Consider the following 25047-nt stretch of genomic DNA (forward strand, 5'->3'; position numbering starts at 1 on the left):
CAGTCGAGTGGGCGGGTCGATGCTGCTGCGGTAGGACTCGGTGCACCACTGCTGCATGCTACATCCGATGCGCGTGCACCGGTCCCGGGAAACCCCTCGCGTGGCGGCGGTGTCGTCGTCCCCTGGCCCGGCCCGAACGCCGCGCCGCGCCGCAACTAGGCACGTCTGAGCAGTTCAAAGCGGCGCCGCGCTGGACACTACCGCCGCGCTCGGCTCCGACATCCCGCACCGTTTAAAAACGTTGCGCCTGGCCGGTGCTTCGGTTACAGTTCAAGCAGCGGCGCGCTGATCCGCCGCGACGAACGGAAGAGAGGGCCCCTCGATGCAGCCACACTCGCCCATGGCGCCACGGCAAAACCCCCAACCGGTTGCACCGGGACGCTGCTACGAGCCGCCCACCGAGCCGCTGCCCCGCCCCCTCGCCTGGAGACCCCACCCCGTGCCCTATCCGCAGCCACCCATCGGTGCGAACGCCTGGGCACCGCCGCCCACCTTCCGTGCGGCCGGCGGCACACCCCGCCGCGGGCACCTGCCGCTTTATCTGGGCGCGGCGGCCGCCGTGGCCGCCGCGATCGCGGCCATCGCGGGTTTCTGGGTCCCCGGATTATTCGTCACCAGGCAGCTCGATGTCGCCGCCGTCCAGGCCGGCGTCGCGCACGTCTTGTCCGACCCGGCGGGTTACGGCGCCCGGGACGTCAGCGACGTCACCTGCAACGACGGGCAGAACCCGACCGTCACCAAGGGGGGCACCTTCACCTGCCAGGTGACCATCGATCACCTCAAACACCAGTTCGTGGTCACCTTCACCGACGACGCGGGCAGCTATGAAGTCAGCGCCCCGAAGGGCACCAAGGTCTAAAAGCGCCGCGTGCGCTAACCCGCCTCGCCGCCGTCGGCGTCCCAGGTGCCTGGGACCATGGGAATCCTTGGGCCGCTGCCGAACTCGTCGTCGTCCAGAGTGGCCAATCCCGTTGCCGCACCGGCCGCCTCCCGACGTTCGGTGCCCGCGAACCCCAGCTTTCCGGCGCCGTTGTCCGACGCGATCGCCGAAGCCTCGCCGCCCGGGGCACCCCAATCCGGATCGACGTCGACGTTCATGTCCGCGAACTCGTCGCCGTAGTCGCGCCGCGTCGCGCGCCTGCGCCGTCGCGCCCTGGCCTGTCCGCGTGCCGCCGCGGCCGCCGCGGCCGCCGCGCTATCCGGTTCCGGCGCCTTCCTTTTGGCGCTGGAGCTGGCCGCGGCGCCCATTCCCGACCCGAACCCGATGCCGGGCGGGGCGATGACGTAGGGCGGTGCGAAACCCGCGGCGTGCGGCGGCGGAGGAGCGGGTGGAGCAGAGCCGGCGACGGTGCTCGCGGTCGGAGCGGGTGCCGACGCCGTGGCCGGAGCGGGGGCCGGGGCGGGCGCGACGGTGGTCGGTGCGATCGCGACGACCGGCGGGGGGCCTGCCGGTGGGGCGGCCGCCGGCAACTGCGCCGGTGCGACCGCGGGCGGGGTCATGCCCGCCAGGCCCGCCAACCCGGCGAAGCCGGCGACGGCGCCGAACGGGGCGGCCGCGAGGAGGAGCGCAGGGGCCAGCAATTCCGGCTGGCTGGTGAAGATCTCGAGGATGTGCGTGGGCCAGTCGAACAGCATCAGTTGAACGATGTACTGGAAGGCCAGCGCCGGATTGTGCACCAGGTAATAGCCGAATTGCTGGAAATCCTCCAGCAATTCCAAGGCACGAACCACCCAGAACAGCGGGTCCCCAGCATTGGTATAGGCGTCGTAGGGCAGGCCGTTGACGGTGCCTTGCGCGGGGTCCCAGTTGATGCCGAGGTTCCTGAGGATGTTCGCGATGAAGTCGTCGAGCGGATTGTCGATCGTCGGGTCGTGTATGTCGCCGCCCGAATCTTGGCTGCTGGCGTCGGCTTTCACTATCGCCGGCGCGGGGTCGGTCTGCGGCGTGGACGCCACCGCCGCTGTGGAGACCGCTTGGTAGGTGGTCATCGTGGTGGCCGCCTGCACCCACATCCGCGCGTAGTCGGCCTCGTTGACCGCGATCGGAATAGTGTTGATGCCAAAGAAATTCGTCGCTACCAGGGCTCCGTGGACGACGTGGTTGGTGGCGAGTTCCGGCAGCGTCGGCATGGCCGCCAGCGCCGCGGTGTAGGCGACCGCCGCCGTCTCATGCTGGGCGGCCGCCGCCGCACTGTGCGCGCCGGCCTGCGTCAGCCAGGCAAGATACGGCGCGTGCGCGGCGACATACGAAGCCGCGCTTGGCCCCTCCCACGAGCCGCCCTGCGTCGCGGCCAGAACGCTGTCGAGTTGCGCTGCGGCCGAGACATATTCGGTGCTGAGTTCCGACCACGCCCCCGCCGCCGCCAGGAGCGAGGCCGGGCCGGGACCGCTGCTGAGCAAGGCGGAGTGCACTTCCGGTGGCGAGGCCATCCAGATGGGCGCCGTCATAGGTACTCCTCGAGCTGGAAGGCTTACCAGGCAGAGGAGAGCTTAATGAAAATGATTTCCGTTATCAACTCGGCAGATCGGTGGGCGCCGGGCCGCGCGCTAGACCAACGGGCGCCCCGTCCTGATCCGGCGGTCGACGTCGGCCAGCAACACGTTGAACGGAAACCGCCGAATGAACCGCGGCAAGCAGCGGTTCGCCAGCGCGAGGGCGCCGATCAGTCGGTCGAAGCGCCGTTGCCTGGCGGCGTCCCAGGGCAGCCGCATCTCGTCTCGGAACCGCTGCGGCAAGAAACCCGTGGTGATCAGGAGCGCCAGGCTGTCGGAGGCGCGCTGCAGGCGGCGCGGGAGCGTCAGCCCCGGCATCCGGCTGGCGGCGATCGGGTAGAGGTACTCACGCACGGCGTCATCGATGTGCACCTTGGCCAGTGACTCCTGCCAATACCGGTCGAACGCGGCGCGGTCCGGCGGCCACATCTCCGGAGGCACCTGCAACGTGGTGGCCAGCGCCATGCCTTCGCGGTAGTGGCGGTCGGCGTCCTCGCCCTCCAGCTCGCCGATGAACATCCGGTAGATGTCTACCCCGCCCTTATACAGGCAGGCCCCCACCCACAGCTGCAGGTCGGGATCGAAAGCGTTGTACTGCACCGGACTTTCGGGAGTGGAGTAAACCTGCGCGTGGGCCCGGTTCACCGCGCGGCGGAAGGCGTTCTTCTGGGCGTCGGTGCCGTTGGTCGCCACGGCCAGATAGGTGAACGTGGTCCGCGCCCGCTTGATCGGATGCAGGTCCACCCGGCCGCTTTCGACGCGGCTCTCCATGACGCCGTAGCCGACACCGGGCCGCGCCAACTGCATGATCACGTTCGCCGGGCCGGCCAACAGCGCGACGCCCATCAACCCCTCGTCGATACCGAGCGCCCGCCGCCGCCGGCGGCCGGGTGAGGGCCGGGGCGGATCGGTGATCGCACGCTCGACGTGTCGGGCCGCTTGGTGAACAGGAACTGCCATGGTCAGGCCCCCGTGCCTCTAATCTGCGAACGCTTGTTTCCTGATACTGTCCGGGCGGCGCGTTGGTGTCAAGATGGTTCCATGCACGAGCCCTCGCGCGCGCGGCCGTACGGCGGTGTCGAGGCCGCGCAGCGCCTGGCGACCCGCCGCAACCGGCTACTCGCCGCGGGCTTGGAGCTGCTCGGCGCCGAGCAGCGGGACATCTCCGGTGTCACCGTGCGCGCAGTCTGCCGCCAATCCGGCCTGGCCGCCCGGTACTTCTACGAAAGCTTCGCCGACAAGGACGAATTCGTCGGCGCGGTTTATGACTGGGCGGTCGCCGATCTGGCCGCCACCACGCAGGCTGCCGTCGCGGCCGTTCCCGCGCACGAGCAGACGCGCGCGGGAATAGCCAACATCGTGCGCACCATCAGCGGCAACGCCCGGCTGGGGCGCCTGCTGTTCAGCACGCAACTCGCCAACCCGGTGATCTCGCGCAAACGCGCCGAATCCAACGCCATGTTCGCCATGCTCTCGGGCCAGCACGTCGGAGACGCGCTTCGCGTGCCGGCGAATGATCGGATCAAGGCCGCGGCGCACTTCGTGGTCGGCGGCGTCGGGCAGACGATCAGCGCCTGGCTCGCCGGCGACGTCCGGCTCGAACCCGAGCAGCTCGTCGATCACCTGGCCGCACTGCTCGACGAGCTCGCCGAGCCCGACCTGTACCGGCTGGAGTCGGCCGCGGAGCCGCGCGCGGACTCCTGACGCGCCGTCTCAGACGCGGCTGGCGGTGCGCCACCCCGTGGTCGCGGTGAGCGAGAAGTCGCTCAGGGCGCTCGAAATATGGCGCCGCAGCTGGGCTTCCGAATTGTGCTGGCCCAGCTCGTAGGCCAGGAACGAGACGAAGACCCGGCCGTGCACCCGTCCCGACAGCAGCGCCAGCGCTCCGTTGGTGCGGCACATGGTGGCGGTGGTCACGCCCGGATACACGGTCTTCATCGCGAAGTGGTCGGCCTCGGTGCCGTCCGGCCGGTTGACCGCCGGGTCCATCGACCCGAGATTGGACGACACGACGGTGACGGCACTGCCGGTGACCACGCCGATCAGCCGCCGCATGACACGTTGCGGGATCAGCGGGACGAGCGGCAGCAACGCCCAGCGTTCGTCGGGCTCATCCTCGTGGCGGGACAGCACCTCCTTGATCCTGGCGCGGATCTCGCGGAGGTCGGTCGTTGCGGTCGTGGGATCGACGGTGACGTCGACGTTGACGACCGCGTTGGCCCGGGTGTCGCCCGGGGTGCGCTCGTTGACGGGCATCCCCACGTTGACCGTGCCGTCCACGGCGACCCGGCCCACGCGCTGGGCGAGGTGGGCCGCGAGCCCGGCGAGCAGCGCGTTGCTGGTTCCCCCCAACGCGGTTGCGCGGGCGTCCCATTCGTCGGCGTCGATGAAGATGGTCGCCATGGGCAGCCTGAGGGGCTGGTCGGGCCCGGCGGGCGGCGCGGGTCGTTTGTTGGCCGGGGCGGCCACCGTGGCGTCGCGCCCGGCCCGGGCCATGCGTGCCGCCGCAACGACGGCGCGGCCCACATCGGCTGTGTCGCGCGCGGTTTGGCGCGCGTCCTCCCGCAGCGCCCGCCACCGCCCCCGCGAAGCCGCTGCGGGCCAGTCGATCGCGTCGTCGCGGCCGCACGCCGCGTCCGCCAGCGCCTCGCACAGCCCGACTCCGTCGGTGAGGCAATGGGTCACCACCAGGCTCACCGCCGCGCCACCGTCGGTCAGTGGCAGCACCCCCAGGTGCCAGCCTGGGCCGTGCTCGGCGTCCGGCCGCTTTCCCGCCTGCTCGTCGAGCCAGGCATCGATGTCATCGCGCGGCCGGGGCGTCGCGACGATCTCGAGGTCCGACTGGTTGGTGGGTGCCACCCAGCGATGCCGGCCGAACGGCAAGGGGGACCGTTCGATGCGGCGGCGCAGGCGGCCCCGGCCGAGATGGCGGTGGAAGGAGCGCAGACCGTCGATGTCGATCGGGCGGTCGTATACCCAGATCGCCTGCACCACACTGGTGGTGGCGGTCGCCCGCTCGCCGAGAAAAAGGGTCTGATCGGCCAGGTCCAGCAGATTGCTCATCGCTAGGCCGCCTCGTCGTCGTTCTTGGTCGGCGCGATGATGCCCGGCTGGCCCCCGGTGGCATCGACGACGCGTGCGAACGTCTCGCCCAGCGTCGCGATGTAGCGGTCCACGGACTCGCGCGCCGTCGGGTTGTCGGGGAAGGACATCGTCACCGTGGTCTTCTCGGCGTGGCGGTTGATCCACATGTTGATACCGCCATGGGAGAGGCTGTCGCCGTAGGTGCCGAAATTCGTCTCCGCCCACAACCCGGCCAGCGGGATCTTCCGAAAGTCGAGGAAGGACAGCATCATCGGCAGGCGGGTGGGCAGCTTGATGCCGAGTTCGTCGGGTGCCGCCAACTCCAGCAGTCGCTCGACCGGGACGCCGGCAAGATCCTTGGCCGCATCGAAAGACTTCTGGGCGGCCCGGGCCGCCTCGGGAAAGGTCGTCCCCGCGGTCGGCACCGTCACCGGGACCAGGCTGGCGAACCAACCCACCGTCATGGTGTCGATGCCCGGCGTCCGGGTGTCCCTGGCCGTGAACCCGTGATAGACGGCGCCGCCGGTCAATTCCCGCTCGGCCAACGCCGTGCACGCGAGAACCCCGCCGATGAATCGGGCACCGGCCGCGCAGCACACGGCGTCGAAGGCCTCCGTGCCGGCCGCATCCAGCAGGTCGACGGTCACCAGGTCGCCCTTGCTGTTGGTCCACGTGTCGCCCAGCGGCAGCGGGAAGCTGGGCCATTCGCCGTCGGTGTCGCGCGCGAACGCGATCCAGTCCTTGATCTGCGAAGACGACAGGGTCAGCGCGGCGACTTTCTCGCGCTGCCGCGCGGTGTAGTCCTGATAGCTTCTGACCTCCGGAAGCGCGGCCGACCGCTGTCCCTGCGCGAGTTCTTGGTAGGCCAGGTGGATGTCGACGAAGATCACGCCCGCGGACAGGCCGTCGATGTGCAGATGGTCCACGCTCGCGTAGAAGGTGAAGTAGTCGTCGTGCTGGACGACGCCGTAGGTGAAGCAACCCCATTCGAGCGTTCCGGGGGTCGTGGTCAGCACGTGGGTGCGCACTTGGTCGACCGTCCTGTGCCCGAACGACATCGGCACGAAGTCGATGACGCCGGGCTCCTCGATCGCGCGGCGCACGATGACACCGTCATTGAATTCATACCAGCTGTGGTAGGTGTCGTGCCGGCGGACGTGCGCGTTCACCGCGGCCGTCATCGCCGGGATGTCACACGTACCGGGGATGTCCCAGGACACGATCATCAGGCGAGGCAGTGCCCGGTTCATCGCAATGCCATGGTAGGCGGCCCAGAGGTGTTGAGCCTGTTGGTAACTCGGAGCCAGATCGCTTCGGCGCGCGGCGCGAGCCGCGTCACACGCCGAGGGCGAAGCCGTCCACATGGTGAGCGGCCCCTCGGCCGGTTGCCATTCGTAGATGTTTCCGAGTGCGACCATCTCCCCCAGTCCCCGTTCTGCGGCGCCGATGTTGTGTGCGGCACGGGGAGGAGCCGAGAAGCCGTGCGGCGATGTACTTTCCGCGCAGCACGAATAAACCTTCGTGTTGGGATTCTTCGACGTGAGTCCGTAGGTCGGGCTGAACTTACGGCGTCGCTTGCACCCCCCTGTGTCGCTGCTATTGGACGTTAGTCCAGGAATGCGGTGATTCACCGGGTTTTGAGAAGATTCGCAATTGGAGTGTGTCGGCCCCGCCTTGCCAGTACTCTTTTTCATTTCCGTTGGAGTCGGCGGGCCAAACCCCTACCGCCTCAGGGGAAGAGCGGCAGCTGCCACAGCCGCATGCCGGGGTCCAGCAACCACAGCCGCATCATCGTGAGGCGCATCAGCCGCTGCGCGCTGAAGATCATGAACGCCGCCAGCGGCACCTCGATCAGCAGCGCGGTGGCCACCGAGAGCCAGACGTCCCTCGGCCCCGCCGTCATCAGATCGAACCAGGCGTCGCAGATCAGCAAAACCCCGGTGGTGAACGCCGCGGGAACCAGCAGCTGCCGGCGCAGGTATCCCAGTACGGCCGTCGCCACCATGAAGCCGACCAGCAGGATGTCGAAACCGACCCATGTCAGGGGCCAGTTGTGGGCGACGTAGTTCTCCGGCAGCGTCACCGACAGATACCCCAGCCAGGGCACCATCGCCATCGAGCCGCCGACCATCAAGCTCAACCGGATCCGCCGCACCCGGGCCAGCAGTGCCGGGTCGATCAGGTCACCCACCGGTTTCTCCAGTCGGGCGATGAGCTGCCGACGCTGTTCGGGCGTCAGGGCCGCGATCTGCGCGTCGGTCAGGATGGTCATCAGCGACCGGCGGCCACCGGGGGCCGGCGGTCCGCCGCAGTCCTGGGCACGGCCTGCGCATCGCTGGAATCGAATTCCTTGACCCAGCAGGCGAATTCGAGGGTGATGCCGTCGGGATCCTGGAAGTAGAACGACCGCACGTACACCCCGGGATGCACGGTTGCGGACACCTGCATGGGGCTCTCGTCGTGATTGAGCACCGGCCCGACCCGCACCCCCTTCTCCTTGAGCCGCTGGCGGTAGGCGTCGAACTTCTCGGCCGGCACGTGGAATGCCAGGTGGTTCATGGTGCTCACCGCGCTGGTGATGTCGCCGATGCCGGGGATGGCGCCCGGCGACGAGATGCCCGGCACCCGGTCGGGTGCGTCGGCGAACCAGAAGAAGGCCACGCAGTCACCGTTGCCGGCATCGAAGAAGAAGTGTTGGCCGGCGCCGCCCGGCAGGTCGAGCGACTTGATCAACGGCATGCCGAGGATGTTGGTGTAGAAGTCCACGGTGCGGGCCATGTCCGAGCAGACCAGCGCGACGTGGTTGATTCCGCCGAGTTCGAATTCCGTGTTGGTGTTCTGTGGCTTGATCATCGCGCGGCTCCCCTCGGTCCCCGGCTTGACATCCTGGCCAAGTTGTAATTCTGAATCTAACATCGGCTTGAGTTTTCTTTCGAGATGTCCGAAGCCATTAGGGCCCGCTGAAATGACTCTTCACACCGCCGCCGCAGGAGTTGTCCGCGAGTTCGTCGGCCTGCCGTCGCCCACCGCCGGGCGCGCCGGTGCGGGCGGACATCCCTGCCAGGGGCTGTACCACCGCGGAGTGGGCCGCAAGCCCAAGGTGGCGGTGATCGCCACGCATTATCAGATCGACTTCTCCGAGCACTACCTCGCCGACTACCTGGCCACCCGCGGTGTCGGCTTCCTCGGCTGGAACACCCGGTTTCGCGGCTTCGAAAGCAGTTTCCTGCTCGACCACGCGCTGGTCGACATCGGCGTCGGCGTGCGCTGGTTGCGCGAGGTTCAGGGTGTGGAAACAGTTGTGCTACTTGGCAATTCAGGCGGTGGCTCCTTGATGGCCGCATATCAGTCGCAGGCGGTGGAGCCGAACGTGACCCCGTTGGACGGGATGCGGCCCGCGGCGGGCCTGACCGAGTTGCCCCCCGCGGACGGCTACGTGGCCGCCGCCGCCCATCCCGGGCGACCCGACGTGTTGACCGCCTGGATGGACGCCGCCGTCGTCGACGAGAGCGATCCCGTCGCCACCGACGCCGACCTGGACCTGTTCAATGCCCGCAACGGCCCGCCGTATTCGCCGGAGTTCCTCGACCGCTACCGGCGCGCGCAGACCGCGCGCAACCACGCCATCACCGACTGGGCGGAGAAGGAACTCAAACGCGTTCGCGCGGCGGGGTTTTCCGACCGCCCGTTCAGCGTCATGCGCACGTGGGCCGATCCCCGCATGGTCGACCCCGGCATCGAGCCGACGCGGCGTCAACCGAACATGTGCTATGCGGGTATGCCGGCTAAGGCGAACCGGTCCGCGCATGGCATCGCCGCGGCGTGCACCCTGCGCAGTTGGCTGGGCATGTGGAGCCTGCGGGTGGCACAGACCCGCGCCGAACCGCACCTGGCGCGGATCACCTGCCCGGCGCTGGTGATCAACGCCGAGGCCGACACCGGTGTCTTCCCGTCCGATGCCCAACGGATTTTCACCGCGCTCGCCAGCCCCGACAAGACAATGACATCGATTGACACCGACCATTACTTCACTACGCCGGGCGCCCGCGGCGAGCAGGCCGACCTGATCAGCAAGTGGATCGCCAAGCGGTTTCGATGAGAGCCGCCCGCCGGTAACCCCTGTGGTCAACCAACCGACCGGTTGTTAGTTTGGAAGGTGCTTGGCCGAGACACGACTCGAAAGCATGGGAAGGCGACCAATGCCGATCGCTATCACTCCTGAGCATCAAGACCTGGCCGATTCGGTGCGGTCGCTGGTGACGCGCATAGCGCCATCCGAGGCGTTGCACGCGGCCATGGAATCGCCGATCGACAACCCGCCGCCGTACTGGCGGGCGGCGGCCGAACAGGGCCTGCAGGGTCTGCACCTCGCCGAGTCCGTGGGCGGGCAGGGTTTCGGCATCCTCGAATTGGCCGTCGTGCTGGCCGAGTTCGGCTACGGCGCGGTGCCCGGACCCTTTGTGCCGTCCGCGATCGCCAGCGCCCTGATCTCCGCCGACGACCCGAACGCGAAGGTGCTCTCCGAACTGGCCTCCGGCGCCGCGATCGCCGCCTACGCGATGGACTGCTGCGGGCTGACCGCGACGCGGCAGGGCGACACACTGGTGCTGCGCGGCGAGGTCCGCGCGGTCCCCGCGGCGGCGCAAGCGTCGGTGCTCGTGCTGCCGGTCGCGATCGACAGCGGCGAGGAATGGGTGGTGGTGCGCGCCGAGGAGCTCGAGATCGAGCCCGTGAAAAGCATTGACCCGCTGCGCCCCGTCGCCCACGTGCGGGCCAACGCCGTCGAGGTCGGCGCCGACGCCGCATTGTGCAACCTGAGCATGGCCACGGCGCACGCGCTGATGACGACGCTGCTTTCCGCCGAGGCGATCGGGGTGGCGCGCTGGGCCACCGACACGGCGTCGCAGTACGCCAAGATCCGCGAGCAGTTCGGCAGGCCGATCGGTCAGTTCCAGGCCATCAAGCACAAGTGCGCGGAGATGATCGCGGACACCGAGCGGGCCACCGCGGCGGTATGGGATGCCGCCCGCGCCATCGACGAAGCGTACGAAAACGGTTGGGACCTCACGGATTCGCACGTCGAATTCGCGGCCGCCGTCGCGGCGACGCTGGCGCCGGCCGCCGCGCAGCGGTGCGCGCAGGACTGCATCCAAGTCCACGGTGGGATCGGCTTCACCTGGGAGCACGACACGAACGTGTATTACCGCCGGGCACTGATCCTGGCGGCGTCCTTCGGCCGCGGTTCGGAGTACCCGCAGAAGGTGGTGCACACCGCCACCAGCACTGGCCTGCGCGCGGTCGACATCGACCTCGACCCCGACACCCAGAAATTGCGCGAGGAGATCCGGGCCGAAGTCGGCGCGCTGAAGGCGATGGAGCGCGACGAACGCAAGGTCGCCATCGCCGAGGGCGGCTGGACGCTGCCATATCTGCCGAAACCTTGGGGCCGCGCCGCGGGTCCGGTCGAGCAGATCATCATCGCCCAGGAGTTCACCGCCGGCCGGGTCAAGCGCCCGCAGATGGGCATCGCAACCTGGATCATCCCGTCGATCGTCGCCTTCGGGACCGAGGAGCAAAAGCAGCGGTTCCTGCCGCCGACGTTCCGCGGCGAGACGATCTGGTGCCAGCTGTTCTCCGAGCCGGGCGCCGGCTCGGACCTGGCGGGGCTGAGCACCAAGGCGACCCGGACGGACGGCGGCTGGCGGATCACCGGCCAGAAGATCTGGACCACGGCGGCGCAACTCTCGCACTGGGGAGCGCTGCTGGCGAGAACCGACCCCAGCGCCCCGAAGCACAACGGCATCACGTACTTCCTGCTGGACATGCGCAGCGAGGGTGTCGAGGTCAAGCCGCTGCGCGAGCTCACCGGGAACGCGATGTTCAATACCGTCTACATCGACGACGTGTTCGTGCCCGACGAGTGCGTGCTCGGCGAGGTGAACCGCGGCTGGGAGGTCAGCCGCAATACCCTTACCGCGGAACGGGTTTCGATCGGTAGCAGCGAGGCGAACTTTCTGGCCACGCTGGGCCAGTTCGTCGAGTTCGTTCGCGACGGACAGTTCGACCCGGTCGCCCAACACCGTGCCGGTCAGTTGATCGCCGAGGGCCACGCCGCCAAGGTGCTGAACCTGCGCTCGACGCTGTTGACGCTGGCCGGCGGGGATGCCATGCCGTCGGCTGCCATCTCCAAGCTGCTGTCGATGCGGACCGGCCAGGGGTACGCGGAGTTCGCGGTGTCCTCGTTCGGCACGGACGCCGCCATCGGGGACCCGGGCGAACTGCCCGGCAAATGGGGCGAGTACCTGCTGGCCAGCCGCGCCACCACGATCTACGGGGGCACCTCCGAGGTGCAGCTGAACATCATCGCCGAGCGGCTGCTCGGTCTTCCTCGCGATCCCTAACCGTCGATCGCGATCCGGCGCTGGAGAGGGGCCATGCCGACCTGAGGGGTGGTCAGGCCGGCATGGTTTCCCCCCCATCCCGTGGGCCGGTCAACCTAGAAATGGATCGGCACGTCGAGGTTGACCGGTTGCCGCGGGGAGGTGGTTCACCACCACCAGTTCCACCAGTGACCGGGGGCCCAGAATCCGCGGTTGCCCGAACCCCATCCGGGGTGGCCTCCCCCGCCCCATCCGTGGCCACCCCATCCATGGCCGCCATGACCCCCGCCTGGTCGGTCAGGGATGATGCCGGGCCCGCCGGGCGCACCGTGGGGGCCGGCGGTGGTGAAGCTGGTGTCGAAACTTGGTGCCGGGGCAGCCTGGGCCGCGGGGCTGGCGCCAACCAGCAGCGCTCCGGCCACCGCAGCGGCACCGACTGCGCCCACGGCCGAGCCGCGCAGCGATCGGGTGGAGAGCGTCATCGCAAGGGCTCCTTCCAGGACCTGGTGCCGACAAACAAAACGTTAGCTAGATGTTTCCCGGCAAACAACATCCGCACACCGAATATGTCCTGTGAATTATGTAACAAACAGCTTTCAAGCGTTTTAGGCCCACGGTAATCGAACGTATTTCATGATCTGCTAACCTCAGCATTTCTGCCCACACTGATCCACTGAGGCGTCATACATACTGTTCAGAGGGATTTACTGACATACTGCGTTCTGTGGTCGCGTATTGGCGGATTGCATGAGTTCCACATGTTTCGAGCGCCGCGACAATGCGCAATATGACGTGGCGCGGTCATTCGGACAGCGAGGAATCAGCTATTTTCGTCAATTTGCTGTGGCACCCCGGCCGGCGGCATCCCGCACCGGCCACGGCCCGGCGGCGCGACTTCCGCCGTCGTCGGTGGAAGAATCAGTATTGACACACTCGAGCGCTGATTTACTGATTGGCCACTCATCGGAGGACGACCGCCACAGTGAACTTCAACCCCAGCCACATCGGACCCGGCGCCGGAACGTTCCGCCCCGGTCCGTCGGCCAGCCCGGCGGGAGACGCCGCGCCGACCGAGCGCCTCACCGGGCTCGGGGGGCAGAGCCCCCAGCGGATGGTCGGCCAGCCGGCGGCGAACCAGGCGGGACGGGTTCAGCGGACGCGCCGTACCGTCGACCTCCCCGCGGCCACCCACCGCGCGCTCGACATCTGGCAGCGGGAGGCGGCCGACCGCCTGGGCGTCGCCCGGGTGACCGGGCAGGAGGTTCTCACCGCGCTCATCGACCAGCTGCTGGTCGACCCCAAGCTCGCGGCTCAGATCACCCGGGCCATCAAAGACCGGCGCTGAACCCGGCTAGTCGACTTCCATCTCACGCAGCTCGCGCTTGAGGATCTTGCCCGTCGGGTTGCGCGGCAGCTCCTCAAGGAAGACCACCTCGCGGGGCACCTTGTACCGGGCCAGGTGATCGCGCACGTAGTGCTTGATGGTGTCCTCGTCGACGTCGGAGCCGTCCTTCTTGACGACGAAGGCGCGCAGCCGGTGGCCCCATTCCTTGTCCTCGACGCCGATCGCGGTCGCCTCGACCACCTCCGGGTGACCGCTGATCAGGTCCTCGACCTCGGCGGGGAACACGTTCTCGCCGCCGGAGACGATCATCTCGTCGTCGCGGCCACTGACGTAAAGCAGGCCGTGCTCGTCGAAGTATCCGACGTCGCCGGACGACATCAGGCCGTCGATGATCTGCTTGTGGCCGCCGCCGGTGTAGCCCTCGAACGGGAACGCGTTGCCGACGAAGATCCGGCCCACCTCACCCTGCGGCTTCTCCTTGCCGTTGTCGTCCAGGATCTTGACCTTGACGCCTTTGACCACCGGTCCGACCGTGGCCGCGTTGCGCTCCAGGTCCTGCGGCCCGGCGATGGTGGCGAACGCGATCTCCGTCGAGCCGTACATGTTGTAGATCACCGGACCGAGGTCCTTCAGCGCGCGGCTGGCCAGCTCGGCGCCCAGCTGCGACCCGGAGATGAACACGATCTTCAGGGTGGACAGGTCCGGCTTCTTGTCCATCTTCTCGACCGCGTCGAGGATGCGCGACAGCATCACCGGCACGACGACCATCGCCGTCACCTTGTACTTTTCGATGTCCTCGAGCACGAGCGGCGGCTTGAACTTGCGCCGCAGCACCAGCGTCGATCCCAGGAACATGGCGATGGTGCCGTGCAGGAAACCCAGCGCGTGGAACATCGGGGCGGGCAGCGACGTCACCTCGTTGGCCTTGAACGGCACGTGCGACAGGATGCCCCCGATGGGCGCCAGCGTCGGCGGGGTGCTGCGGTTCGCCCCCTTGGGGGTGCCGGTCGTGCCGCTGGTCAGGATGATGATTGACGAGTGCTTGCTCGCCTTGGGGGCGGGGTCGGAGCTGCTGCGCTCGATCAGGTCGGCCAGCGTTTCGTCCTTGCTGCCCGACGGCTCGTCCGCGTCGGGGTTGGTGCCCAGCGCGCGCAGGAAGCCGAGTTCCGGCTCGGCCTTGCTGACGGCCTTGGTGTATTCGTCGTCGTAGATGATGAGCTTGGCGCCCTCGCGCTCCGACACCTCCTTGATCTGCGGGCCGGAGAATTCGCTGTTGAGCAGGATGATGCGGGCGCCGACCCGCGCGGCGCCGAAGTAAGCGATCAGGAACCAGCGGGTGTTGCGGGCGAGGATCGCGACGCCGTCACCGCCCTTGACGCCTATCTCGATCAGGCCGTTGGCCACCGCGTGCGACGCCTCGTCGAGCTGTTTGAACGAGAACTCCCCGTCCTCGTCGATGCACGCGGCCCGGTCGGGATGGCGCCGGGCATTCAGCGACGGGAGCATCCCGAACTCGCCCCACTTGTAGATGTCGTTGGCCATCGCGGCGTAGTTCTGCGGCGGCTCCAGCCGGAAGGCACCCGCTTCGAAGATCTTGCGCACGTAGTGCAATTCGGCTGAGCCGCGTTCCAGGTATTGCTGGACCTTGGCAACCGCCTGCCCGGGCAGGCCGATCAGATTAGGCATGGATCCACCCTATGTGACGTCCGTCGCATTCCGAGGGGTATGTACCCATCGACTTACGATGATGAACATGACCGGTCCGGCGTCACTGGAAGCGGCCGGCCGCCGGGTCACGATCACCCATCCCGACAAGGTCGTTTTCGACGCCTACGCCGGCCGGGGGCCGTTCACCAAGTCAGACCTGGTCCGCTACTACCTGGCGGTGGCCGACGGCGCACTACGCGGGGTGGCCGGCCGGCCGATGATCCTCAAGCGTTTCGTCAAGGGCATCGCGGAAGAGGCGGTGTTCCAGAAGCGGGCCCCGAAGAACCGGCCCGACTACGTCGACGTCGCCGAGCTGCACTACGCGCGCGGCACGTCGGCCGCGGAGGCCGTCATCCACGACGCCGCGGGCCTGGTGTGGGCGGTCAACCTGGGCTGCGTCGACCTCAACCCGCACCCGGTGCGGGCCGGCGACCTCGACCACCCCGACGAGTTGCGGGTCGATCTGGATCCGATGCCCGGGGTGACCTGGGAGCGGATCGTCGAGGTGGCGCTGGTGGCCCGCGAGGTGCTGGAGGATTACGGCCTGACCGCGTGGCCCAAGACGTCGGGGTCGCGCGGGTTTCACATCTACGCCCGGATCGCGCCGCGCTGGGAGTTCCGGCAGGTGCGGCTGGCCGCGCAGACCGTCGCCCGCGAGGTCGAGCGACGGGTGCCCGACGCCGCGACCAGCCGGTGGTGGAAGGAGGAGCGCGAGGGGGTGTTCGTCGACTTCAATCAGAACGCCAAGGACCGCACGGTCGCATCGGCATACTCGGTTCGCGCGACGCCGGATGCCCGGGTGTCGACGCCGCTGCTGTGGGAGGAAGTCGCCGGCTGCAAGCCCGAGGCGTTCACCATCGAGACCGTGCCCCGCCGGTTCGCCGAGATGGGCGATCCGTGGGAGGGGATGGACGACGCGGCCGGCGACCTGGATCGGCTGCTGATGCTGGCCGAGGAGCTGGGGCCGCCCGAGCGCGCGCCCAAGGGCTCGGGCACTCGCACCGAAGGCGGGCGGGTCTCCTCCAAGCCCCTCATCGAGATCGCCCGCACCAAGACCAAAGACGAGGCGCTCGCCGCGCTGGACACCTGGCGCGGTCGCCACCCCGCCGCGTCGCGCCTGCTAGAGCCCGCCGACGTCCTCGTCGACGGCATGCGCGGGCCGAGTTCGATCTGGTACCGCATCCGGATCAACCTGCAGCACGTGCCCGCCGACCAGCGGCCCCCGCAGGAGGAACTGATCGCCGACTACAGCCCTTGGAAAAAGGAGGGGCAGGGGTACGGCGGCAGGCAGAAGCCGTCGAGCTGAACCGCTACACCCCCACCCGCGCCACGGCGTTGCCCTTGCGCAGGTAGCAGTACCAGGTGACCACCAGCAGGGCCAGGAAGAACGCCACGTAGAACCGCAGCGCCGGCTCGATGCTGCCGAACTGCGACCTCGACCAGGCGTAGGCCAGTGGCACGACGAATCCGCCGAACGCGCCGACCGCCGAGATGACGCCCAGCGCGCCCGCGGCCTGGCGGCGCATATGCACCATGGTGTCGGGGTCACCACCGGCGAGCTGGCCCTTGATCACGAAGATCCGCGAGATCATCCGGTACGTCGAGCCGTTGCCGATGCCGGTCGCGACGAACAAGAACATGAAGCTGGCGAAGAACAGCGGCAGGTTCTTGGCGTTCACCGACCACAGCGCCGCCGTGGCGCCCGCCGCCAGCATGACGAAGCTGGCGGCGGTGATGCGCGCCCCGCCCACCCGGTCGGCCAGCTTGCCGCCCAGGGGCCGGATCACCGAGCCGATGCCGGCACCGACGAACGCCCAGGTCAAGGCGATATCACCCCGACCGAAGACCGTCTTGAGCAGGGTCGGGAAGGCCGCGGAGTAGCCGATGAACGATCCGAACGTGCCGATGTAGAGCAGCGACATGACCCAGGTGTCGGGGTGCCGCAGCGACTGCCACACCGGCTTCACGTCCGCCTTCGCCTCGGAGAGGTTGTTCATGAACAAGAACGCGCACACGGCGGCCACCACCGCCAGCGGGATGTAGAACAGGCCGGCGCGCGACAGCGCCACCCCACCGCCGGCGACGACGATCGGCGGAATGATCTTCTGCACCACCGCGACACCGATGTTGCCGCCGGCCGCGTTCAGGCCCAGCGCCCAGCCCTTGTCCTTCTCCGGATAGAAGAAGGAGATGTTGGCCATCGACGAGGCGAAGTTGCCGCCGCCGAAGCCGGCGGTCGCGGCGATCGCGACCAGGACGCCGAACGAGAGCCCGGGATGGCCGACGGCCCAGGTCAGCAGCGCACACGGGATCAGCAACAGGGCCGCCGAGATGGTGGTCCAGTTGCGGCCGCCGAAGATGGGGACCGCGAAGGTGTAGGGCAGGCGCAGAAACGCGCCGACCCCGCTGGGCACGGCGACCAGGCACAGCGCCTGGCTGGCGGTCAGCGCCCAGCCGGACGCGGAGGGGTGCCCGTGCGGCCCCGCGGTCATTTGGACCACCACGATGCTCCACAGCATCCACACGCTGAAGCCGACGTGCTCGGCGAAGATCGAGAAGATCAGGTTGCGGCGGGCGATCGGCTTGCCCGTCGTCTCCCAGAACGCGGGGTCCTCGGGCCGCCAGTCGTCGATCCAGTGCCCGCCCCGGTGCGGCGGTCGCGTGGGCGCGGGCGCAAGGACCGGAGCCGTCGGTTCGGCAGAAGTCGTAGTCACGCCCCGACGCTATGGAAGCTCTGTTACCGGTCTGCTTGGCCGCAGTTACGGCGGAGATACGTGGATCTCGCAACGGCGGTTCGCCGCTTGTCAGATCTTTTTGCCGGCCAAATGCGGAACAATTGCCGCATGCCGGCGAGTGAGCAGCCCCTGGGGCTGCGGGAACGCAAGAAGATCAAGACCCGCCATGCCCTGCGGCGCGAGGCGTTCCGCCTGTTCGAAACCAACGGCTACGCCGCCACCACGGTCGAGCAGATCGCCGAGGCCGCCGAGGTGTCGCCCAGCACGTTCTTCCGGTACTTCGGGTCCAAGGAGTCGCTGCTGCTGGCCGACGACCTCGATCCGCTGATCCTGGCCGCGTTCGACGCCCAGCCGCCCGAACTGTCGCCGAGCCAGGCCATCCGGCGGGCCTACGCGACCACGATGGCCGGCCTGTCAGCCGAGCAGCAGGAGTTCGAGAACACCCGGCAGCGGCTGATCTTCTCGATACCCGAGCTCAAAGCCGCCCTCTACGACGAATACCACCGCACCCTCAACGTCATGTCGGAGGCGATCGGGCGCCGGATCGGCCGCCCCGCAACCGATTTCGAGGTGCGAGTGTTCGTCGGCGCGATGGTCGGCGCCATGATGGCGGCCTACGACAGCGCACCGAAAACGGACGACACCATCTATCGGGCGCTGGACTTCCTGGACGCCGGCATGCCGCTGGACTGAGCGGGCAACCGCGCGGCGACGGGCGTTGCGGCCACCGGACGCGCTAATCTCACGCGATGCGACAGGGTTGGAATCGACGGGGATTCTTGCAGTTCGCAGGGGCTGCGACGGTCGCCGCGGTCGCCGGGGCTCCCGCCGCGTGCTCGTCACGCAAGCCGTCATCGGATACCTCCGGCGGCAAATCGGTGACCATCAACCACCTCTTCGGCCAGACCGTCATCAAGGAACCGCCCAAGCGGGTGGTCAGCGCCGGCTACACCGAACAGGACGACCTGCTCGCGGTCGGCGTGGTGCCCATCGCCGTCACCAACTGGTTCGGTGATCAGCCGTTCGCGGTGTGGCCGTGGGCGCAGCCCAAGCTCGGTGGGGCGCAGCCGGTGGTGCTGAACCTCGACAACGGTATTCCGGTCGACCAGATCGCCGGCCTGAAACCGGACCTGATCGTGGCGACCAACGCCGGGGTGGACGCCGACACCTATCAGAAGCTGTCCGCGATCGCCCCGACCGTGCCGCAGTCCGACGGCGACGCCTTCTTCGAGCCGTGGAAGGAGCAGGCCACCGCGATCGGCCAGGCCGTGTTCCAGGCCGACCAGATGAAATCGCTGATCGACGCCGTCGACCAAAGGTTCACCGCCGTCGGCAAGGAACACCCCGCCTGGACGGGCAAGAAGGCGCTGCTGATGCAGGGCACGCTGTTTCAGGGCACCGTCGTGGCAACCATGGCCGGCTGGCGAACGGACTTCCTGAACCAGATGGGGCTGGTGATCGCCGACAGCATCAGGCCTTTCGGCACGGACCACCGCGCCGTCATCCCGCGCGATCACGTCAAGGCGGTGCTCGACTCCGCCGACGTGATCATCTGGACCACCGAGAGCCCCGACGACCAGAAGGCGTTGCTCGCCGACCCGGACGTGGCGGCGTCACAGGCCACGGCGCAGAGCCGGCACATCTTCACCACCAAGGATCAGGCCGGCGCGATCGCCTTCTCCTCGCCGCTGAGCTACCCGCTGGTCGCCGATCAACTGCCGCCGCTGCTCGGCAAGATCCTCGGTTAGGCGCCGCCCCCGCCCGCGGGGTTTGAGCGTTTGCTAAGGCAGCTCTGGCAGTGTTCGAAAATCCCTCGCTCGCCCCTCGCCCGGCCCGAGTTTCGGGGGTTACCGTCGAGTAATGAGCGTGACGGACCTGACGGACAACGTGTCCAAGGACCTGCCGACTGAACTCGTCGGCAACACGGTGCTGGACTTCGGCGACAGTGCGCTGATGCTGCAATGCGGCAGCACCGCCGAGGTGTTGGCGTGGGCGGCGCAGCTGCGCGCCGCGGCGTTGCCGGGTGTGGTCGACATCGTCCCGGCCGCCCGGACGGTTCTGGTCAGGCTCGACGGCCCGAGGTTCCAGGGCGTGATCCGTCAGCGATTGCGCAAGATGCGGGTCAGCGCCGAAGAGGCCGCCGCGCCGGATCGGCGTGCCGACGTGGTCATCGACGTCGTCTACGACGGCCCCGACCTCACCGAGGTCGCCGGCCACACCGGGCTGACCGTCGAGCAGGTGATCGAGGCCCACACGGGTGGCCTGTGGCGCGTCGGATTCAGTGGATTCGCACCGGGTTTCGCCTACCTGGTCGACGGTGACGCGCGCCTGCGGGTGCCGCGCCGCCCGGAGCCCCGCACGTCGGTGCCCGCCGGCTCGGTCGGCCTGGCCGGGGAGTTCAGCGCGGTCTACCCGCGCCGGTCGCCGGGTGGCTGGCAACTCATCGGCCGCGCCGACGCGGTCCTGTGGGACCTCGAACGGCCCGATCCGGCGCTGCTGACGCAGGGCATGTGGGTTCAGTTCCGGGCCGTCTGAGACAAGGAGATCGCCGTGCCGACCCTGGAGATCCTTCGCACCGGACCGCTCGCCGTCGTCCAGGATCTGGGCCGGCCCGGACTGGCCCACCTGGGGGTGAGCCGGTCGGGGGCCGCCGACCGGCGTGCGCATCAGCTGGCCAACCGCCTGGTGGCCAACCCCGGTGATCGCGCCACCGTCGAGGTGACGTTCGGCGGTTTCGCCGCCCGGGTGCGCGGCGGTGACATCGACGTCGCGGTAACGGGTGCCGACACCGACCCGACCGTCGATGGAATCATGTTCGGCACCAACAGCATTCAGCACGTTCGCGACGGCCAGTTGATCACGCTCGGCACTCCGCGCGCGGGGCTGCGGACCTACCTCGCCGTGCGGGGCGGCATCGCCGTGGAGCCGGTGCTGGGATCGCGCAGCTACGACGTGATGTCGGCCATCGGCCCGGCGCCCCTGCGGGCGGGAGATCGGCTTCCCGTCGGCGAGCACACCCCCGACTACCCCGAACTCGACCAGGCCCCGGTGGCCGCGATCCCCCGAGACGTGGTCGAGCTGAGCGTGGTGCCCGGGCCGCGCGACGATTGGTTCGTCGACCCCGATGTCCTGGTGCACAACGATTGGGTGGCATCCGACCGCAGCGATCGGGTGGGCATGCGCCTGGTCGGCCGCCCCCTGCAGTATTGCTACCCGGACCGGCAGCTGCCCAGCGAGGGCACCACACGCGGCGCAATCCAGGTGCCGCCCAACGGTTTACCGGTGATCCTCGGACCCGACCACCCGGTGACCGGCGGTTATCCGGTGGTCGGCGTGGTGATCGACGAGGACATCGACAAGATCGCCCAGGTGCGGCCCGGGCAGTCGGTTCGCCTGCACTGGTCGCGTCCAAGGGTTCTGGTGGGCGCCCAACCGCGGTCCGCCGCCGCGGGCTGGCCGTTTTCCTGACCGAAATGTATTCCAGCTCACACCAAGCCGCTCACCAGAATCGAATCACGGTTAACCGGCGGTGATTTCGCCGCTCGGCGCCTACAGGTAGTTACCAGATAACTGGTAAACAACTAACAGGCGATTCCGGGTCGTTTGAGTTGACCCATTCCCGCCCCGAATGTGAGCATCGAAATGCACGGCGGGGCATGCCTCTTCATTCGGTCGCCCACATTTCCCCCCGCTGCGCGGGTGAGCCACGCGACACCTGGCGCGGGTGAAGCCGGATGCGCCGGTGAGTGGGTCCGACGAGAGGGAGTGTTATGCACGCCAGGTTGCGCGCCACCACGAGCCCGGGCCTTTCCCCGTCAACCCAACGCGCACAGTCGGATTCATCGTCGACGAAAGGTGAGGTTCGGATGGCCCGCAATCACCGCATCGCGGACTGGAATCCGGAAGACACGGCCGCCTGGGACGCCGGCAACTCCAAGATCGCCCGCCGCAACCTGTTGTGCACCGTCGCCGGCGACCACGTCGCCTTCTCGGTCTGGACGCTGTGGCCCGTCATGGCGCTGTTCATGCCCGAGCACGTCTACGGCTTCTCCGCGGGTGACAAGCTGCTGCTGGGCGCCGTCGCCACGCTGGTCGGCGGCCTGGCCCGGATTCCTTACACGCTGGGCATCGCCGCCTTCGGCGGCCGCAACTGGACCGCCTTCTCGGCGTTCGTGCTGCTGGTCCCGACGGCCGGCACGATCGTGTTGCTGGCCAATCCCGGCCTGCCGCTGTGGCCGTTTCTGGCGTGTGCCGCGCTGACCGGGCTGGGTGGTGGCAACTACGCGGCCTCGCTGGCCAACGTCAACGCGTTCTACCCCGAGCGGCTCAAGGGGTCGGCGCTGGCGGTCAACGCCGGCGTCGGCAACCTCGGGGTGGCCGTCATTCAGCTCGTCGGGCTGTTGGTGCTCGCCACGGCGGGACACGAGGCGCCGTACTGGGTGTGCGCGGTGTACCTGGTGATGCTGGCCGTGGTCGGCGTCGCCGCCGCGCTGCTGATGGACAACGTCGGCCACGGCACCGAGCTCAACACGATGCGCTCCATCCTCTTCGAGCGCGACACCTATGTGATCTCCCTGCTCTACATCTGCACGTTCGGCTCCTGGATCGGGTTCGCGTTCGCCTTCGGTCAGGTGATGCAGGTCAACTTCCTGGCCAACGGGGAGGGCGCCAAACATGCGGCGCTGCACGCCGCGCAGGTGGCCTTCATCGGGCCACTGCTGGGGTCGCTGGCCCGCATCTACGGCGGCCGGCTGGCCGACCGCAAGGGGGGCGGCCGGGTCACGCTCGGCGTGCTCGCCGGCATGACGCTCGCGGCCGGCTTGCTCGTCGTCATCAGCACGTTCGACGACCACGACGCCGGGGCTCGCTCGACGAGCATGGTCGGCTACGTCGTCGGCTTCATGGTGCTGTTCGTCCTGTCCGGGATGGGCAACGGTTCGGTGTTCAAGCTGATCCCGTCGGTGTACGAGGCGCGCAGCCGCGCGCTGGCGATGAGTGAGGCCGAGCGCCGGCATTGGGCGCGCGCCAAGGCGGGATCGTTGATCGGCATCTGCTCGGCGGTCGGCGCGCTCGGTGGCGTGGGCATCAACCTCGCGCTGCGCCAGTCCTATCTGGCGACCGGGACGGAGACGTCGGCGTATTGGGCGTTTCTCGCCTCCTACGTGGTCGCCGCGCTGATCACCTGGCTGGTGTACGCGCGCCGACCGGCGCTGCCCGCCGACGCGGACAGCGAGACGGCAGACGCGCTGGCCCGCGTGTGAGCGCAGCCTCATTGTGGGCAATGCGCAAGCAATTGCCGGGTAACGCAACGGAAATCTGACAGGCATACACAGGAAATATGGGCCAGCCCGACTCCCCACCGCTGACGGGTTACCGCATCGCGGTGACCTCCAGTCGGCGTTCCGAGGAGCTTTGCGCGCTGCTCAGCCGCCAGGGGGCGGAGGTGTGCAGCGCGCCGGCGATCAACATGATCGCGCTGCCCGACGACGACGAATTGCACCGCAACACCGAGGCGTTGATCGCCGAGCCGCCCGACATCTTGGTCGCCCACACCGGCATCGGGTTCCGCGGCTGGCTGGCCGCGGCCGAGGGGTGGGGGCTCGTCGGCCCCCTGCTGAACGCCCTGTCGTCAGCGCGGATCGTGTCGCGCGGCCCGAAGGCGACCGGCGCGCTGCGCGCCGCGGGCCTGCACGAGGAATGGTCACCGGATTCCGAATCCTCGCAGGAGGTACTGGAATACCTGCAAAAGTCCGGGGTGGCCGGGGCGCGGGTCGCGGTCCAACTGCACGGCGCCGCCGACGCCTGGGATCCCTTCCCGGAGTTTCTGGGCGGCCTGCGGCTGGCGGGGGCCGACGTGGTGCCCGTCCGGGTGTACCGCTGGAAGCCAACGCCGTTGGGCGGCACGTTCGATCAGCTCGTGATGGGGATCGCGGGCCGGCAGTTCGACGCGGTCACCTTCACGTCGGCACCCGCGGCCGCGGCGGTGCTGGAACGCAGCCGCGAGCTCGACGTCGAAAACCAACTGCTCGGGGCGCTGCGCAGCGACGTGCACGCGATGTGCGTCGGCCCGGTGACTTCCAAACCGTTGATCCGAAAAGGCGTCCCCACGTCATCTCCGGAGCGAATGCGATTGGGCGCCTTGGCCCGTCACGTCGCCGAGGAACTCCCGCTGCTGGGATCGTGCACCGTGCAAGCGGCCGGCCACACGGTCGACATCCGCGGCACCTGCGTGCTGGTCGACGGGTCGATCAAGGTGCTCTCGCCCTCCGGCATGGGGATATTGCGTGCACTGGCGAAACGCCCCGGCGACGTCGTCCCGCGGGCCGACCTGTTACGCGCGCTGCCGGGCAACAGCAACGACCCGCACGCCGTCGACACGGCGGTGCTGCGCCTGCGGACCGCCCTGGGCGACAAGAACATCATCGCGACGGTGGTCAAACGGGGCTACCGGCTCGCGACCGAACAACGGACGAACTCCGCATGGCACTGATCCTGGTCGCTCACGGCACTCGCAGGCCCGAGGGCGTGGCGATGATCGAAGACCTTGCCGCGCAATCGAGTTCGCTGATCGGGCGCCCGGTGGAGGTCGCGTTCGTCGACGTGCTGGGGCCCACCCCCAGCGAGGTGCTCTCGCGGGTGCGGGCCACGGGCCGGCCCGCCATCGTGCTGCCCGCGTTCTTGTCGCGCGGCTATCACGTGCGCGCCGACCTGCCGGCCCACGTTGAGCTCAGCGGGCATCCGAACGCGGTCGTCACGCCGGCCCTGGGCCCCAGCGGTCAGGTCGCCCGCATCGTGGGTGACCAATTGGTCAAATGTGGTTGGCGGCCCGGGGATTCGGTGATCCTTGCGGCGGCGGGCACATCGGACGTCCGGGCGCACGCCGACCTGCACACCACCGCGACGCTGGTTTCCGCGCTGACCGGCTCTCGCGTGAGCCTCGCGTTCGCGGCGACGGGAGATCCGCAGCTGCCCGAGGCGGTGGACGAGGCGCGGCGACGCGCGCGCACCGGGGCGCGCGTCGTGGTCGCCTCCTACCTGCTGGCCGATGGCCTCTTCCAGGAACGGCTGCACGCCTGCGGCGCCGACCTGGTCAGTCAGCCGCTGGGTACCCATCCCGGGCTCGCACGCCTGATCGCGCATCGATTCCGCCGGGCGATGCCACCCGTCCTCGCCCGCACGGCCCGGCACGCGTCGCGCCGATCCGGCGCGCAGCGCCTGGTTCACGACCGGTTCACCCGGCCGAGTTCGGTGGCCTGAGAAAGGCGTGTCGGCGCAGGCCGCAGGGCGCGCCGACGACCGGCCA

22 protein-coding genes are annotated in these 25047 nt (G+C 68.7%); 13 read left to right on the forward strand and 9 right to left on the reverse strand.

Going from position 1 to position 25047, the window contains the following annotated elements:
* Positions 1 to 439 precede the first annotated feature (439 nt).
* The gene (locus A5681_RS21610) at positions 440 to 859 is read left to right on the forward strand and encodes a DUF4333 domain-containing protein (protein WP_067280138.1); all 420 of its coding nucleotides are present in this window, start codon (positions 440 to 442) and stop codon (positions 857 to 859) included.
* Between the two features lie 14 nt (positions 860 to 873).
* Here A5681_RS21610 and A5681_RS21615 read toward each other — a convergent pair whose 3' ends face one another.
* Both A5681_RS21615 and A5681_RS21620 read right to left on the reverse strand, forming a co-directional pair.
* On the reverse strand, positions 874 to 2448 hold the full coding sequence (locus A5681_RS21615; protein WP_067280141.1) for a PPE family protein: 1575 nt from the start codon (positions 2446 to 2448) through the stop codon (positions 874 to 876).
* A 99-nt stretch (positions 2449 to 2547) separates the two neighbouring features.
* Positions 2548 to 3453, reverse strand: a complete 906-nt coding sequence (locus tag A5681_RS21620) for an oxygenase MpaB family protein (RefSeq protein ID WP_067280143.1) — start codon at positions 3451 to 3453, stop codon at positions 2548 to 2550.
* An 81-nt stretch (positions 3454 to 3534) separates the two neighbouring features.
* On the opposite strand from A5681_RS21620, the gene A5681_RS21625 reads away from it, so the two are divergent.
* A complete protein-coding gene (locus tag A5681_RS21625; protein WP_067280147.1) occupies positions 3535 to 4197 on the forward strand; it encodes a TetR/AcrR family transcriptional regulator in 663 nt (220 codons plus the stop codon).
* Positions 4198 to 4206: 9 nt separating this feature from the next.
* Here A5681_RS21625 and A5681_RS21630 read toward each other — a convergent pair whose 3' ends face one another.
* The 4 genes from A5681_RS21630 to A5681_RS21645 form a co-directional block, all read right to left on the reverse strand.
* Positions 4207 to 5556 carry a hypothetical protein gene (locus tag A5681_RS21630; RefSeq protein WP_067280150.1) on the reverse strand — a complete coding sequence of 450 codons (1350 nt, stop codon included), beginning with the start codon at positions 5554 to 5556 and terminating at the stop codon, positions 4207 to 4209.
* 2 nt (positions 5557 to 5558) lie between these two features.
* Complete coding sequence (locus tag A5681_RS21635) at positions 5559 to 6995, reverse strand: condensation domain-containing protein (protein WP_067280153.1); 1437 nt, start codon at positions 6993 to 6995, stop codon at positions 5559 to 5561.
* 311 nt (positions 6996 to 7306) lie between these two features.
* Positions 7307 to 7849 (reverse strand): hypothetical protein, encoded by a 543-nt coding sequence (locus tag A5681_RS21640; protein ID WP_067280157.1) that lies wholly within the window; start codon positions 7847 to 7849, stop codon positions 7307 to 7309.
* Complete coding sequence (locus A5681_RS21645; protein ID WP_067280162.1) at positions 7849 to 8430, reverse strand: VOC family protein; 582 nt, start codon at positions 8428 to 8430, stop codon at positions 7849 to 7851. Before A5681_RS21645 ends, A5681_RS21640 begins: the two co-directional genes overlap by 1 nt.
* A 112-nt stretch (positions 8431 to 8542) precedes the next feature.
* Between A5681_RS21645 and A5681_RS21650 the strand changes: the two genes are divergently transcribed.
* Entirely contained in the window at positions 8543 to 9676 is a 1134-nt protein-coding gene (locus tag A5681_RS21650) for an alpha/beta hydrolase (protein ID WP_067280165.1), read from the forward strand.
* Positions 9677 to 9776: 100 nt separating this feature from the next.
* Positions 9777 to 11978, forward strand: a complete 2202-nt coding sequence (locus A5681_RS21655) for an acyl-CoA dehydrogenase (protein ID WP_067280169.1) — start codon at positions 9777 to 9779, stop codon at positions 11976 to 11978.
* Positions 11979 to 12124: 146 nt separating this feature from the next.
* Here A5681_RS21655 and A5681_RS26770 read toward each other — a convergent pair whose 3' ends face one another.
* Entirely contained in the window at positions 12125 to 12439 is a 315-nt protein-coding gene (locus tag A5681_RS26770; protein WP_082968481.1) for a hypothetical protein, read from the reverse strand.
* Positions 12440 to 12939: 500 nt separating this feature from the next.
* Here A5681_RS26770 and A5681_RS21660 point away from each other — a divergent pair, with 500 nt between their 5' ends.
* Complete coding sequence (locus A5681_RS21660; RefSeq protein WP_067280171.1) at positions 12940 to 13302, forward strand: ATPase; 363 nt, start codon at positions 12940 to 12942, stop codon at positions 13300 to 13302.
* A gap of 6 nt (positions 13303 to 13308) precedes the next feature.
* Here A5681_RS21660 and fadD2 read toward each other — a convergent pair whose 3' ends face one another.
* Complete coding sequence (gene fadD2 / locus A5681_RS21665) at positions 13309 to 14988, reverse strand: long-chain-fatty-acid--CoA ligase FadD2 (RefSeq protein ID WP_067280173.1); 1680 nt, start codon at positions 14986 to 14988, stop codon at positions 13309 to 13311.
* A gap of 58 nt (positions 14989 to 15046) precedes the next feature.
* Here fadD2 and A5681_RS21670 point away from each other — a divergent pair, with 58 nt between their 5' ends.
* A complete protein-coding gene (locus A5681_RS21670) occupies positions 15047 to 16315 on the forward strand; it encodes a DNA polymerase domain-containing protein (RefSeq protein WP_067280175.1) in 1269 nt (422 codons plus the stop codon).
* Positions 16316 to 16319: 4 nt separating this feature from the next.
* Here the strand turns inward: A5681_RS21670 and A5681_RS21675 are convergent, their stop codons facing one another.
* Positions 16320 to 17723 carry an MFS transporter gene (locus tag A5681_RS21675; RefSeq protein ID WP_067280177.1) on the reverse strand — a complete coding sequence of 468 codons (1404 nt, stop codon included), beginning with the start codon at positions 17721 to 17723 and terminating at the stop codon, positions 16320 to 16322.
* 129 nt (positions 17724 to 17852) lie between these two features.
* On the opposite strand from A5681_RS21675, the gene A5681_RS21680 reads away from it, so the two are divergent.
* The 7 genes from A5681_RS21680 to A5681_RS21710 all read left to right on the forward strand — a co-directional run bounded on the left by A5681_RS21680 (position 17853) and on the right by A5681_RS21710 (position 25001).
* Positions 17853 to 18437 (forward strand): TetR family transcriptional regulator, encoded by a 585-nt coding sequence (locus tag A5681_RS21680; RefSeq protein ID WP_067280287.1) that lies wholly within the window; start codon positions 17853 to 17855, stop codon positions 18435 to 18437.
* Between the two features lie 56 nt (positions 18438 to 18493).
* Positions 18494 to 19492, forward strand: coding sequence for an ABC transporter substrate-binding protein (locus A5681_RS21685; protein ID WP_067280179.1), 999 nt, complete (start codon positions 18494 to 18496; stop codon positions 19490 to 19492).
* A 112-nt stretch (positions 19493 to 19604) separates the two neighbouring features.
* A complete protein-coding gene (locus A5681_RS21690; protein WP_067280183.1) occupies positions 19605 to 20279 on the forward strand; it encodes a 5-oxoprolinase subunit B family protein in 675 nt (224 codons plus the stop codon).
* A 15-nt stretch (positions 20280 to 20294) separates the two neighbouring features.
* Complete coding sequence (locus A5681_RS21695) at positions 20295 to 21212, forward strand: 5-oxoprolinase/urea amidolyase family protein (RefSeq protein WP_067280187.1); 918 nt, start codon at positions 20295 to 20297, stop codon at positions 21210 to 21212.
* A gap of 398 nt (positions 21213 to 21610) precedes the next feature.
* The gene (locus A5681_RS21700; RefSeq protein WP_067280190.1) at positions 21611 to 23005 is read left to right on the forward strand and encodes an MFS transporter; all 1395 of its coding nucleotides are present in this window, start codon (positions 21611 to 21613) and stop codon (positions 23003 to 23005) included.
* 77 nt (positions 23006 to 23082) lie between these two features.
* Positions 23083 to 24234: a uroporphyrinogen-III synthase gene (locus A5681_RS21705; RefSeq protein WP_067280204.1), complete on the forward strand. Its 1152-nt coding sequence runs from the start codon at positions 23083 to 23085 to the stop codon at positions 24232 to 24234.
* The gene (locus A5681_RS21710; protein ID WP_067280208.1) at positions 24225 to 25001 is read left to right on the forward strand and encodes a sirohydrochlorin chelatase; all 777 of its coding nucleotides are present in this window, start codon (positions 24225 to 24227) and stop codon (positions 24999 to 25001) included. Before A5681_RS21705 ends, A5681_RS21710 begins: the two co-directional genes overlap by 10 nt.
* Positions 25002 to 25047 lie beyond the last annotated feature (46 nt).

Source organism: Mycobacterium scrofulaceum (assembly GCF_001667885.1).
Classification (GTDB): domain Bacteria; phylum Actinomycetota; class Actinomycetes; order Mycobacteriales; family Mycobacteriaceae; genus Mycobacterium; species Mycobacterium scrofulaceum_C.

What these genes read in the sequence shown, in the direction of transcription:
- A5681_RS21620 (WP_067280143.1), bottom strand. Translation starts at nt 3,453, where the DNA reads ATGGCAGTTCCTGTTCACCAAGCGGCCCGACACGTCGAGCGTGCGATC.
- A5681_RS21690 (WP_067280183.1), top strand. Translation starts at nt 19,605, where the DNA reads ATGAGCGTGACGGACCTGACGGACAACGTGTCCAAGGACCTGCCGACT.
- A5681_RS21705 (WP_067280204.1), top strand. Translation starts at nt 23,083, where the DNA reads ATGGGCCAGCCCGACTCCCCACCGCTGACGGGTTACCGCATCGCGGTG.
- A5681_RS21710 (WP_067280208.1), top strand. Translation starts at nt 24,225, where the DNA reads ATGGCACTGATCCTGGTCGCTCACGGCACTCGCAGGCCCGAGGGCGTG.
- A5681_RS21670 (WP_067280175.1), top strand. Translation starts at nt 15,047, where the DNA reads ATGATGAACATGACCGGTCCGGCGTCACTGGAAGCGGCCGGCCGCCGG.
- A5681_RS21650 (WP_067280165.1), top strand. Translation starts at nt 8,543, where the DNA reads ATGACTCTTCACACCGCCGCCGCAGGAGTTGTCCGCGAGTTCGTCGGC.
- A5681_RS21655 (WP_067280169.1), top strand. Translation starts at nt 9,777, where the DNA reads ATGCCGATCGCTATCACTCCTGAGCATCAAGACCTGGCCGATTCGGTG.
- A5681_RS21700 (WP_067280190.1), top strand. Translation starts at nt 21,611, where the DNA reads ATGGCCCGCAATCACCGCATCGCGGACTGGAATCCGGAAGACACGGCC.
- A5681_RS21630 (WP_067280150.1), bottom strand. Translation starts at nt 5,556, where the DNA reads ATGAGCAATCTGCTGGACCTGGCCGATCAGACCCTTTTTCTCGGCGAG.
- A5681_RS21635 (WP_067280153.1), bottom strand. Translation starts at nt 6,995, where the DNA reads ATGGTCGCACTCGGAAACATCTACGAATGGCAACCGGCCGAGGGGCCG.
- fadD2 (WP_067280173.1), bottom strand. Translation starts at nt 14,988, where the DNA reads ATGCCTAATCTGATCGGCCTGCCCGGGCAGGCGGTTGCCAAGGTCCAG.
- A5681_RS21625 (WP_067280147.1), top strand. Translation starts at nt 3,535, where the DNA reads ATGCACGAGCCCTCGCGCGCGCGGCCGTACGGCGGTGTCGAGGCCGCG.
- A5681_RS21645 (WP_067280162.1), bottom strand. Translation starts at nt 8,430, where the DNA reads ATGATCAAGCCACAGAACACCAACACGGAATTCGAACTCGGCGGAATC.
- A5681_RS21685 (WP_067280179.1), top strand. Translation starts at nt 18,494, where the DNA reads ATGCGACAGGGTTGGAATCGACGGGGATTCTTGCAGTTCGCAGGGGCT.
- A5681_RS21615 (WP_067280141.1), bottom strand. Translation starts at nt 2,448, where the DNA reads ATGACGGCGCCCATCTGGATGGCCTCGCCACCGGAAGTGCACTCCGCC.
- A5681_RS26770 (WP_082968481.1), bottom strand. Translation starts at nt 12,439, where the DNA reads ATGACGCTCTCCACCCGATCGCTGCGCGGCTCGGCCGTGGGCGCAGTC.
- A5681_RS21680 (WP_067280287.1), top strand. Translation starts at nt 17,853, where the DNA reads ATGCCGGCGAGTGAGCAGCCCCTGGGGCTGCGGGAACGCAAGAAGATC.
- A5681_RS21640 (WP_067280157.1), bottom strand. Translation starts at nt 7,849, where the DNA reads ATGACCATCCTGACCGACGCGCAGATCGCGGCCCTGACGCCCGAACAG.